7 protein-coding genes are annotated in these 12,776 nt (G+C 41.1%); 3 read left to right on the top strand and 4 right to left on the bottom strand.

Annotation, left to right across the window (positions count from 1 at the left end; all coding sequences use genetic code 11):
- Positions 1 to 324 precede the first annotated feature (324 nt).
- Positions 325 to 4,017, bottom strand: coding sequence for a methionine synthase (gene metH, locus B9T23_RS07755; RefSeq protein ID WP_086193684.1), 3,693 nt, complete (start codon positions 4,015 to 4,017; stop codon positions 325 to 327).
- 430 nt (positions 4,018 to 4,447) lie between these two features.
- Here metH and B9T23_RS07750 point away from each other — a divergent pair, with 430 nt between their 5' ends.
- Complete coding sequence (locus B9T23_RS07750; RefSeq protein WP_086193683.1) at positions 4,448 to 6,067, top strand: inorganic phosphate transporter; 1,620 nt, start codon at positions 4,448 to 4,450, stop codon at positions 6,065 to 6,067.
- Positions 6,068 to 6,303: 236 nt separating this feature from the next.
- Here the strand turns inward: B9T23_RS07750 and B9T23_RS07745 are convergent, their stop codons facing one another.
- The 3 genes from B9T23_RS07745 to B9T23_RS07735 all read right to left on the bottom strand — a co-directional run bounded on the left by B9T23_RS07745 (position 6,304) and on the right by B9T23_RS07735 (position 9,749).
- The gene (locus B9T23_RS07745; protein WP_086193682.1) at positions 6,304 to 7,854 is read right to left on the bottom strand and encodes a hypothetical protein; all 1,551 of its coding nucleotides are present in this window, start codon (positions 7,852 to 7,854) and stop codon (positions 6,304 to 6,306) included.
- A gap of 167 nt (positions 7,855 to 8,021) precedes the next feature.
- The gene (locus B9T23_RS07740; RefSeq protein WP_086193681.1) at positions 8,022 to 8,972 is read right to left on the bottom strand and encodes an ABC transporter substrate-binding protein; all 951 of its coding nucleotides are present in this window, start codon (positions 8,970 to 8,972) and stop codon (positions 8,022 to 8,024) included.
- A 159-nt stretch (positions 8,973 to 9,131) separates the two neighbouring features.
- Positions 9,132 to 9,749 carry a rhomboid family intramembrane serine protease gene (locus tag B9T23_RS07735; protein WP_086193680.1) on the bottom strand — a complete coding sequence of 206 codons (618 nt, stop codon included), beginning with the start codon at positions 9,747 to 9,749 and terminating at the stop codon, positions 9,132 to 9,134.
- Between the two features lie 159 nt (positions 9,750 to 9,908).
- On the opposite strand from B9T23_RS07735, the gene nfuA reads away from it, so the two are divergent.
- Together nfuA and B9T23_RS07725 are read left to right on the top strand one after the other, a co-directional pair.
- The gene (gene nfuA / locus B9T23_RS07730; RefSeq protein ID WP_067724307.1) at positions 9,909 to 10,547 is read left to right on the top strand and encodes a Fe-S biogenesis protein NfuA; all 639 of its coding nucleotides are present in this window, start codon (positions 9,909 to 9,911) and stop codon (positions 10,545 to 10,547) included.
- Positions 10,548 to 10,719: 172 nt separating this feature from the next.
- Positions 10,720 to 12,753, top strand: coding sequence for a TonB-dependent receptor plug domain-containing protein (locus B9T23_RS07725; RefSeq protein ID WP_086193679.1), 2,034 nt, complete (start codon positions 10,720 to 10,722; stop codon positions 12,751 to 12,753).
- Positions 12,754 to 12,776: the final 23 nt, after the last annotated feature.

Genomic DNA, 12,776 nt, shown 5'->3' with positions numbered 1-12,776 from the left:
ACCAGTTAAACCATTAGCTGTATCACCTAAAACTTCACATACCGATTCTAAGCTTGCTAAGTCAAATTTTTTTATTATTGCCATTTGAAATTATTCAGTGAATATCTAATCGAGAATTTTAAATATTTATTTTGATAATATCAATTTTAATCCCTCCCAACCTCCCTTTAAAAAGGGAGGAGCTGTCACGTAATTTATTCAATCACATGATATCCCCCTCTTTTTTAAAGAGGGGGTAGGGGAGATTTAAAGATTCATAAAAAAACCCTCAAATGAGGGTTTTTTTACTCCCTCCTTTGAAAAAGGAGGGTTGGGGAGGATTAGTTAAATCTCAATCGAATCATCTAAGTTTGGCATTAACCAACGCTTCGCTTCATCCATTGACCAGCCTTTACGCTCTGCATAACTATCCAACTGATCCTGCGCAATCTTACCGACATTAAAGTATTCAGATTGCGGATTGCTGTAATAGAAACCGCTCACACTTGAAGGCGGCCACATTGCAAAACTAGAAGTTAGTTCGGTACCAATGGCATTGGTTGAATCCAACCAGCTAAACAAGGTCGCTTTTTCAGAATGTTCAGGGCAGGCAGGGTAACCCGGTGCAGGACGAATCCCGACATACTTCTCTTTAATCAGCTCATCATTCGACAATTGTTCAGAAGCTTGATAACCCCAGAACTCTTTACGAATACGCTCATGCAAATGCTCGGCAAAGGCTTCTGCAAAACGGTCACCTAAAGATTGCGCAAGAATGGCAGAATAATCATCGCCTTTAGCTTTGTATTCATGTGCCATTTCTTCCGCACCAAAAATCGATACGGTGAAACCACCCAAGTAATCTTCTAGCTTGGTATCTTCAGGTGCAATGAAATCTGCTAATGAGAAGTTCGGTTTACCTGAAACTTTGTCCGACTGCTGACGGGTATGCTCAAACTTGTGCGTTGCGGTTTGATTTTCATCGTAAATCGAAACCGTATCTGCACCGGTACGTTTTGCAGGAGCAAGACTGAATACGGCACGTGCATCAAAACGTTTGTTCTCTACAATATCTTTCAGCATGATTTGCGCTTGTTCATACAAATCAGTTGCGGCTTCACCGACCACTTCATCCGTCAGAATTGCAGGGAACTTGCCTGCCAAGCTCCAAGAGATAAAGAATGGTGTCCAGTCAAAATAAGGTACTAAAGTTTCAAGCGGATAATTTTTCAGAACTTGCTGACCAAGAACATTCGGCTTAGGCGGAACATAGTTCACCCAGTCAATTTTCACGCCATTGGCAATTGAAGCTGCATAAGACAGTTTTGCAGCTTTGGGTTGCTTGTTGGCAATACGCTCACGCACTTTGGCATATTCTTCACGGTAACCTTTAATGAACTCAGGTTTCATTTCAGGTGAAAGAAGTGAAGTCGCAACACCGACTGCACGTGAAGCATCGGCGACATAAATCACCGCATCATTGGAATATTGTGGATCAATCTTCACTGCGGTATGCGCTTTAGATGTGGTCGCACCACCAATCATCAACGGAACATGGAAACCTTTGCGCTGCATTTCTTTGGCAACAAAAACCATTTCATCCAATGACGGTGTAATCAAACCGGATAAACCAATAATATCGACTTTTTCATCAATCGCGGTTTGCAGGATTTTTTCCGCAGGTACCATCACGCCAAGGTCAACAATGTCATAACCGTTACAGCCCAGTACTACGCCTACAATATTTTTACCAATATCATGCACGTCGCCTTTAACCGTCGCCATCAGGATTTTACCTTTGGTCTGACCCTCGGTTTTTCCCGCTTCAATGTACGGGTTCAACCAAGCTACGGCTTGTTTCATTACTCGGGCCGATTTCACCACTTGTGGCAGGAACATTTTACCTGCACCGAACAAGTCACCCACCACGTTCATGCCCGACATCAACGGCCCTTCAATCACATCTAAAGGACGAGTCGCTTTTAAGCGCGCTTCTTCAGTATCGACATCAATATAAGCGGTGATGCCTTTAACCAGTGCATATTCAAGACGTTTTTCAACGGACTGTTCACGCCATTCCAGGTTTTCAGCTTCACGTTGCGCACCACCTTTACCACGGTATTGTTCTGCAACTTCAAGTAATTTTTCAGTTGCATCCTGACCGCTTTCACCTTGGTTTTGGTTCAGAACAACGTTTTCAACTGCAGCTTTTAATTCGGCAGGAATGTCATCATAAATCGCCAACTGACCTGCATTCACAATCCCCATGGTCATGCCTTGTTGAATGGCATGGTAAAGGAAGACTGCATGAATCGCTTCACGAACTGGTTCATTTCCACGGAACGAGAACGATACGTTGGATACACCGCCAGAAATCATGGCATGCGGAAGGTTTTGTTTAATCCAGCCGGTTGCTTCAATGAAATCGACTGCGTAGTTGTTGTGTTCTTCAATACCGGTTGCAACTGCAAACACGTTCGGGTCAAAAATGATGTCTTCAGCCGGGAAGCCGACTTCATTGACCAAAATGTCATACGAACGTTTACAAATTTCACGCTTACGTGCTGCTGTATCGGCCTGACCAGCTTCGTCAAAGGCCATGACAATGACTGCCGCACCATACTGACGGCAAAGGCGCGCTTTTTCGACAAACTCGTCATAACCTTCTTTTAAGGAAATCGAGTTCACTACTGCTTTACCTTGTACGCATTTTAAGCCAGCTTCAATAATTTCCCATTTTGATGAGTCAATCATGAGCGGTACGCGGGAAATATCCGGTTCAGAGGCAATCAGATTGAGGAATTTCACCATCGCTGCTTGTGAATCCAGCATGCCTTCATCCATGTTGATGTCGACAATCTGTGCGCCACCTTGCACTTGATCTAAAGCCACTTCCAAAGCTTCGGTATAGTTTTCTTCACGAATCAAACGGGCGAATTTTTTTGAACCAGTCACGTTGGTACGTTCACCGACGTTTACAAACAAGGAATCTTTGGTGATGTTAAATGCTTCTAGACCTGAAAGACGGCAAGCGGGTTCAATCTCAGGAATCTGACGCGGTTTAATGTCTTTTACTGCATTATAAATTGCACGGATATGATCTGGAGTGGTACCACAGCAACCACCGGTAATATTGATTAAGCCACTTTCTGCAAATTCTTTAAGGAATGCTGCAGTTTGTTCAGGGGTTTCATCATAACCACCAAACGCATTTGGTAAACCTGCATTGGGATGCGCGGAAATAAACACATCAGCGACATCACCCACAGTTTTGACGTGTGGACGCATCGCATCTGCACCCAAGGCACAGTTAAAACCAACCGAAAGCAAATCACCATGACGAACCGAGTTCCAGAACGCTTCAGCAGTTTGACCAGTCAGGGTACGGCCTGAAGCATCGGTGATGGTGCCGGAAATCATTAACGGCAATTCATAACCCAACTGTTTGAATACTTCTTTCACTGCAAAAATCGCGGCTTTACAGTTCAAGGTATCGAATACAGTTTCAATTAACAGAATATCGGCACCGCCTTCAATCAGGGCGTGTGTCGCTTCAATATAGTTTTCTTTGAGGGCATCGAAGGTAATATTACGAAATGCCGGGTCATTTACATTCGGTGAGATCGAACAAGTACGAGATGTCGGTCCAAGCACACCGGCAACAAAACGTGGTTTGTCTGGTGTTGAATATTTTTTACATGCTTCTTTGGCAATACGCGCGGCTTCAAAGTTAATTTCGTGAACCAAGTCTTCCATGTGGTAATCAGACATTGAAACACGTGTGCCGTTGAAACTGTTGGTTTCAATAATGTCTGCACCGGCATCAAGGTAAGCTTCATGAATGCCTTGAATAATCTGCGGTTGAGTGAGGACTAAAAGGTCATTGTTGCCTTTCAGGTCAGATGCCCAGTCAGCAAAACGCTCACCACGATAATCCGCTTCTTCTAGTTTATGGCGTTGAATCATGGTACCCATGGCACCGTCAATAATCAGGATGCGTGTGGCGAGAAGCTCTTTCAGGGTGGCAAGCGTGGACATAAATAACCCCAATCCGATGGAATACAAAATGGGCATTATTTTAACAGAATTAGACTGTATTAGAGGAATATTCAGCCGACTTAGTGCAGTACAGCTTAAAATAAGCCCATTTGTGCTGAATTTTTCATCGAATTGAAATATGACCCCCTTAACATTCAACATGGAAAAGAAAAAGTTGAGTGATTGCTTGATCGGAAAGATTTTTTATACATGTATCCAGGTACTTTGAAATATTGAGGCACAAACTATTTTGGGCTTTAAATATTTTTAAATGATGGATTTAAAACAGTTCCACTCCCCAAGATAAGGTGGAGTGATTTAAAATAAGTCAATTATTAAAAATTGGCTTTATATGACAGCTTTTTGTCATATAATTGTCACAATTAAATTGAACAATAAGGGGATTTTATTATCCCCTTGAACCGTCTGCATGAATTCTAATATTCCTCCCGTCCAAGATCAGGCGCATTCAGCACCCGCGAAATCGACGAATGTGCATGTTGCTACACCTAAATTTTTTATGCCGGTGTTTCTTACGGTTATTATTTCTACTTTGGTGTACATCGGCTTTCAACTTTCTGCCGATTTGACACATGTTCCTGCATTAAGTTTATATTCCGTTATTCTGTTAGCGACCGCCTTGTTAATCGCTTTAGGCTTTGAATTTGTTAATGGTTTTCATGACACTGCCAATGCGGTAGCGACAGTCATTTATACCAATGCCTTGTCTGCACCTGTTGCTGTGATGTGGGCAGGTTTTTGTAATTTCCTTGGGGTGATGGTGGCAAGTGGCGCAGTAGCCTACGGCATCATTGCTTTATTGCCTGTTGAACTGATCATGAATGTCGGTTCAGGTGCAGGTTTTGCCATGGTTTTTGCCATGCTGATAGCCGCTATTTTATGGAACTTGGGTACCTGGTTCCTGGGTATTCCAGCGTCGAGTTCACATACTTTAATCGGTTCGATTTTAGGTGTGGGCATCATGAACTACCTGCTGAATTCGGGTAATGGTGCCAGTGGTGTCGACATGGACCAAGTGCTTAAAGTCGGTAAAGCACTGTTGTTTTCACCTTTGATTGGTTTCGCTTTTGCTGCGATTTTATTTCTGTTGGTGAAGAAAGTCTTTAAAAGACAAATGGAGTTGTTCCAACCTCCAAAAGGCAATAAACCACCACCACCTTTAATTCGTGCTATTTTGATTTTTACCTGTACCGGGGTAAGTTTTGCGCATGGTTCAAATGATGGCCAAAAAGGTATGGGCTTGATCATGCTGATCTTGATCGGTTGTGTACCTTTGGCGTACTCATTGAATAAAAATCTGGACGCAAATCATATCCAATCATTTGAACAGTTATCTGTGCAAACTGCGGCAGTTATTTATCCAAATCATCAGGATATTCCTGATACACAAGCTCGTGAAGTGTTGACCAAATATATTCAAACTAAAGTGATGTCACCTGAAGTGGTGCCTGCTTTGGCAAGTTTGACCGATCACTTGGGTAATCACGTTGCCGAATATGGTGATTTAAAAGATATTCCAGAAAAAGAAGTTTCGATTATTCGTAATGATATGTACTTAAGCACGACGGCATTCAAGCGTTTAGATAAAGCTGAACAGCTTCCTGTAATGTCAGAAAGTCAAGCCAAGACAGTCAAGGAATACCGTAAAAACCTCGATTCATTCCTGCAATATATTCCGACCTGGGTAAAAGTGGCAGTAGCGCTTGCGCTTGGTCTTGGAACCATGGTGGGCTGGAAACGTATTGTGGTGACAGTGGGTGAGCGTATTGGTAAAAGTCATATGACTTATGGCCAAGGCATGTCAGCCGAACTTGTTGCCATGACGACTATTGCCGCAGCAGATGGTTTAGGTATGCCAGTATCGACAACACACGTATTAAACAGTGCTGTTGCAGGTACCATGGTGGCCAATAAATCTGGCTTAAACTTCCAGATGGTACGCACCATTCTTTCAGCATGGATTTTCACGCTACCTGCTACGATTTGTTTATCAGGTGGTCTGTTCTGGTTGTTCTTACAGTTTGTTTAAGATATCTGTTTGAAATAAAAAAAGCTGCAATTGCAGCTTTTTTTATGCTCATAAATAAAGTTCTTGTTCATCAGGGATGAGGACTATATTCCGCAAGGGGTGAGGGAATTATAGAATGTAATCTACCTCTCCCTTGCGAACTCAGAATATATTCTGAGGATTCTCATCTCCTTAAAAGGAGAAAGAACTTCTGTAAAATAATGAAGGAATATATTCAATAAAAGTAATAGGAAAAACTACTTCTTAAACACTTTTAACATCTTCTTGATCGGTAGTTTTTCATTGGCAAAGCCATACAGTGCAGCAAAAGGCAGTGCGGTACGCGCCAAATAAGCCACACGCCATAAACCACCATGGTTGGCACCTTTCATCATCAACTCTAATGGATGATCCAAAGGCGTTTCCGGATTCGCTACCGATTCTGGATGACGCAAATCATAAATCCATAATGCTGCCATCAGTGCATTGGTCGTTTCAGGATGAAAAGATTCAACATCAAACAAACTTGCACCATTAAATGCGGCTTTCAATAACGGATTTTTAGTCACCGAATGCGTAGTGGTAGAGGGCGCAATATTGATGCTGACACGTTGTCCATAATGACGTGCCAGAGTCGCGCGCCATTGCTGAATGCGTTTTGCCAAAGCATAGTTTGGACCTTGCTCCACCACCAAGCAGTCTGCAATTCCATATTCATGGCCATTATCACAGCTGATTAATGCATCCAGATTTTTCTTGAAAAAGTGTTGAGCAGAAATCATCGAAATGCTTTCACTGATGATACGTTGCGATTTTGAGCGCTGTAGTAACTTAAGATTTGAAGCCTCTACAATTTCTTTAGGAATGGCATAGACATCAGTCGGGGTACACATGAACATTAGACTGGTGTCAGCCTTTTGCTCACTGACATACTGCATAATGCTGTCCATGGCCATGGATACGCGGACGTGTTTTTCACCATCTAGATAGGCAATCGCTGCAAGGTCTAGCTGACGTTCACTCTGGATTAGCCAATGGGCAATTTCAGGGGTTTGAGTGAGTAAATCGGCCCCCAATTTTTCTTTCAGTGTGGCAGTTGGAGTATCTTCTGCCAATTTTTCCGCACAGGGTGCATATAGGGTGGCATTGCCTTGTTGGACGGTGTTTAAAATTCTGTCCCAAACACGGCTATTGGGTAAGTCGACGGCCACAATATTGGCTTTCCATTTAGACAACCAGGTCAGTGGGCCGGCTTCAGAACCTGCACCAAATAAGACCATGGTGCGATCAGAAAGATCAAACCATTCAGGATGTGCATGTGCAGCACGTAAAGCATCGGCATGGCTGGGCTCGATAATGCCTGCACCTTGCCAGGTTTGAATTTGATCGAGTAAAGCTTGACCTTGTAATTTTTGCCCTTTATAAGGCACATACCATTCAGGGGCCGACTCACTTTCACCTTTCAGCTGAACCGTATACAAATTGGCTGTATCGATATCCTTCATGATGTCTTTCAGTAAATAGCGCTGACCATTTCTATAAAAGTCAAAGCTATGATGGGCCTTGTGTAAGCCTTGTTTTGCAATGCTAATTGGATTATTGATGTTACGAATGCCTTGTTCAACCAAGGCTTTAAAATAGATAGGATAACGCTTACGCCAGTTTTTTTCCGCAAGGGCATTCATTGATGCCTTGTTGTCAACAATCGATAAAGCTTCAGCAATAATTTCTTTGCCTGTCTGGGAGCTGCTGGGTTTATTGCTGGTGGGATTGATAGGGAATTGAAGACCATCTAATGAAGTGGACATGCAAAAAATCTCGTTTTTTTGATCATTAATATACAGATGTCTACATTATCTATGCCAAATTGATTTGATGGGTAGCATTTAATGACAAAATTGTGTAAATCTTTTTCAAAAGAAACGGCAAAACAGGAGCCGAAGCTCCTTGATGTGTAAATATTATCATTTCAGTATTATTTAGAAATGCCTTCAGAAATTTCTTTCAGCATGAATGCAGTATTATCCAGACCTGCGCCAGTAATATACCAGGCATCAGCATTCACAAAAATAACGCGATTCTGTTTTACCGCTTGAGACTGCCCCAAAATAGGATGGGTTTTAATGCCTTCCTTGGTGGCATATTTCTGGGTATTCACCGCACCACGATCCAGCACAATCAAATAATCCGGATTTTGTTGAATAGCAGACTTTAACAGTTCAGCATTTTTCTTTTGTGCTGCTAAAGCTTCTGCAGATCCAGCTTCAGGGCGGGCAGTATCCGTTTTTTCAGTCAGCGGAAGAACAGATTTAAAACCCGTTAACTCATGGATAAAACCAAAACGGTCATTTGCTGCATGCGGCATATAATGATCTCCGACAGCAAAGAGCATCACTGCTGATTTATTGGCGGTATGTTGCTGCACTTTCATCTGTAATTGATCTAAATCTTTTAATTTTTTATCGGCAATATCTTCACGCTTAAAGGCTTTAGCGAGATTTAAGGTGCGATTTTTCAAATCACTCATGTAATGGTTGGTATTGGCAGAAAGGTCTACCGTTGCTGCAATTGGTTGCAAGCTTTCAAGTGTTTTCGCTGAACGACCACCGACAAAAATTAAATCGGGTTTTAACTGTTTTAATTGATCTAAATCAGGTTCAAAAAGACTTCCTGCTTTCACAAACTGAGCTTGATTATATGTGGCTAAGCTGCTTGTAAAAGTGGTTTTAGGCACAATTTGAGCCTGAATGTTTAAGGCATTTAAAGTATCTAAAATGGAGAGGTCATAGACTGCAATTTTTTTCGGCGTTTGTTTGAGTTCAATGTTTTGCTTTTCTGTTGCCAGATTGAAACTTGCACTATGTGCCAAACTATTCAATCCCACTGAAGCCAAAATGGTGCTTAAAAATAATGCCTGAGTTTTCATTCGCAAGTGATCTTCTCTTAAATTTGTGCGACAGGGTAACAAAGAAATTAGATTTATTAAATAATAATCATTAACAAATAGGAATTATTTTATTTTTTGCCGTAAAAAAAGACGCTGAAAATTCAGCGTCTTGGAATATTTATAAGTGAACAATAAACTTTAGAAAGGTAATTGGATCAACTTGTTCAAAAAGTGTGGAACAATACGAGGTTCAAGAATGATGGTCATGATCACCCCATATGCAGCGCCCCAAAGATGTGCACTATGGTTGATGTTGGAATTGCCACGCTTGCCTGACCAAATACTATAAGCGATATATAAAATTGCAAAAATAATTGCAGGCACAGGAATAAAGAACACAAAAATCAGTTTCCACGGCTCAAATAAAATATAAGCAAACAAAACTGCCGAAACTGCACCGGAAGCGCCTAGACTTGCCCATCGATGGTCATTTTTATGTTTGAGATAACTTGGAATAATGGCAACAATTAAGCCGCCTAAGTAGAACAATACAAAGCCAAGATCAAAAAAATACTGTCGGTAAAAACTTTCAATCACACTACCAAAAAAGAATAGCGTAATCATATTAAAGATTAGATGCGCGCCATCGGCATGGACAAAACCATGGGTAATAAAACGGTCATATTGCCCGCGTTGCATTGCAGGGGGCCAAAAAATAAGACGGCTCATGACCTTCTGATTTGAAAATGCAATCAGTGAAACAGCCACTGTAATCAGGACCAGGCTAACAGTATGGTTAATCGGTAAATCTAGCATAAAGTGCAAGTTCAACTTTTAAATATTTATACTTAATAATGCCATTAAATGAAGTGTTAAGAGGAACTTTTATAATAATTCCGACAATTTTAGTTGATTTTTTTTTATTACCCCGCATCTTCAGTTAAAATGATAACTTCAGCTTGAGGAAATATGATTATGTCGACTGAGAACATCAGCGCTGCAGTTGCAGAAGAAATTCCAAATTTATTGATTACGCCAACGGCACAAGAGTATTTGTTTGATTTGCTTGAAAAACAAAATACTCCGGGTATTGCTGTACGTATTTTTGTGGAAAATCCTGGTACGCCACGTGCTGAATGTTGTATGGCATATAGTGCACCTGAAGAAGTGATTCCTACAGACTATAAACAAGATTACCCAAATTTTGCGGCTTATATTGATGCTCCATCTATCCCATATTTGTTAGATGCGGTGATTGATTACAATAAAGACCGTTTTGGTGGTCAATTGACATTCCGCGCACCAAACTCAAAAGTGCCACGCGTAGGGGCGGATGCTTCGATTGAAGAGCGTATCACTTATGTACTTCAGTCTGAAATTAACCCGGGACTTGCAGGTCATGGCGGTAACTGTGCTTTAGTTGAAATTATTGAAGATGAAGAACATGGCCTGACTGCAGTATTGAAATTCGGTGGTGGTTGCCAAGGTTGTTCATCGATTGATTTGACCTTGAAACAAGGCGTTGAAACAACATTAAAACAACATGTCCCTGAGTTGGCACGTGTGGTTGACCAAACTGATCACAGCAATACTGAAGGTGCTTACTTCAAGTAAAACCTGAAAGTACTTTAAAAATAACCTCCTATATGGAGGTTGTTTTTTGCCTAAAAACCAAACTGTAATGAGAATGATTCCTATAATTAATTGCATTAAGTTTATTTTTTGTTACACTGTGAAACGAAAATTACATTACTTATCCATTATTTTGCCACTTGGGGAAACTTGAATGACCAAGCGTATTGTTCGATCTGCACTATCACTTTCAATTTTATCTGTTATTGCTTCGGTTACATTTGCAGCTGATCAAAAAACATCTGCTGTTGCTGAGCCAGTCAAGTTAGAAACCATTGTGGTCACCGCAAGTGGGCAAGCGGTAGATGTGAAATCAGCACCTGCTTCGATTAGTGTGGTAACAAGTGAGGATATTCAACGTCAACCCTTTAATAGTTTGTCTGAAGTTTTGAGTGACTTACCAGGTGTGACAGGTGGATATTCAAATGCAGGTGCGGGATCTAAAATTACATTTCGTGGCATGCCGGATAAATACACGTTAATTTTAGTTGATGGAAAACGTATTGGTAACCAATCTTTATTAGGTCATCGTCCTGATAAGGTGGATCAAGATTTAAACTGGATCACACCGGATATGATCGAGCGTATTGAAGTGATTCGCGGATCAATGTCAACCCTGTATGGTTCTGAGGCTGTTGGTGGTGTAATTAACATCATTACGAAAAAAATTCCGAACCAATCAGCAGGCAGTGCATCAGTTAACTATAGTAAACCTGATACCAGTACACGTGGTGAAACTAAAAGCTATGGTGCGACTTTAGCTGGACCAGTATCTGATACTGTTGGCTTCCGTTTGGGTGTGAACCGAACTGATCGCGCTGCAGATAGTGATACAGATGAAGGTACATCAGGTTCTGTAGCCGATACTATAAATGGTCGTTTAACATGGGCTCCAAATGATGTACATACACTAAATTTAGATGCTTCATGGGGCAATGATAAATCTGAAACTATTCCAGGTGCTGGTGAGCAATTTGGCTATGAAATGGAACGAGTGGGCTTAGGTATTGGTCATGAAGGTCGATTTGCTAATGGTCTAAATACAAATATTGATTTATATCACAATGAAATTCAAAACAATGACCAAAGCTTTGTCAATGACGACAAAGTTGAAACTAAAGCGATTGAAACTGTACTTGATTTAAAAGCAAGCCAGGAGCGTCAAGTTTTTGGTAAGCGTAATGATCTAACGATTGGTGCTCAATACAAATATGAGCAAGTATCTAACGCAAGCAATATGGGTAACTTGGGTTCAGATGTTAATGGTAATAAATTAGAAAATAATGACTTAGAGCCAGATACTTATTCTTGGTCGGTTTTTGCTGAAGATCAAATTCATTTACAAGATAATTTGATTTTGACCTTAGGCGGTCGCTTAGATAACTATGAAGCCTTTGATCTGAATTTTTCACCACGTGGCTATTTGGTTTATCATCCAACAGATGCTTGGACAGTAAAAGGTGGTGTATCACGTAGTTTCCGTGCACCAAACTTACGTGAGCGTTCAGGTACTTCAAGTACCGGGTCTATGGGCATGGGCTGCAGTTCATTAATCTCTATTGGCTATCCAGGTGGTGGTTGCCAAATGTTAGGAAACCCAGATTTAGACCCTGAAACAAGTACAAACTACGAAATTGGTTTTGGTTATGACCAGAATGGTTATGGCTATGAAATGACTTATTTCTTGAGTGATATTGAAGATTTAATGCAAAATAGTTTCCTTGGGCAAGCACCAGATGGCACTTGGTATACTACACAGCGTAACGTTGAAGAAGCGCGTACTAGTGGTTTGGAAATGACATTTAAAATGCCAATTACTGATTACTTACGTTTCACTGGTAATGCGACATATATGATCGAGTCCAAAAATAAAATAACAGGGGCTTCGTTACTTGAAACGCCTGAGTGGACTGTTAATGGTCTGTTATTGTGGGATGCTACGGACAAATTAAGTTTACATACAAAAGTACAGTATCTTGGTAAACAAGAGCTTCAAATTGGTGATACAACGCCAACCTTTGCAAAAGCGTATACCACGGCAGATATTGGTGCGAACTATAGCGTTAATGATTACTTAACAATTCGTGCTGGCGTGCAAAACATCGCTGGTGTCAAAGTCGATACAGGCAGTGATTACGGTACAAGCAACCCCGCTGTTTACTATGCAGGCTTTACGACTCGCTTCTAAGCCGAAAGTGTTTTAAGTTAAGG

The sequence above is a fragment of the Acinetobacter terrae genome (assembly GCF_002135195.1).
Taxonomy (GTDB): domain Bacteria; phylum Pseudomonadota; class Gammaproteobacteria; order Pseudomonadales; family Moraxellaceae; genus Acinetobacter; species Acinetobacter terrae.
This window is presented reverse-complemented; position numbering and strand designations above follow the sequence as displayed.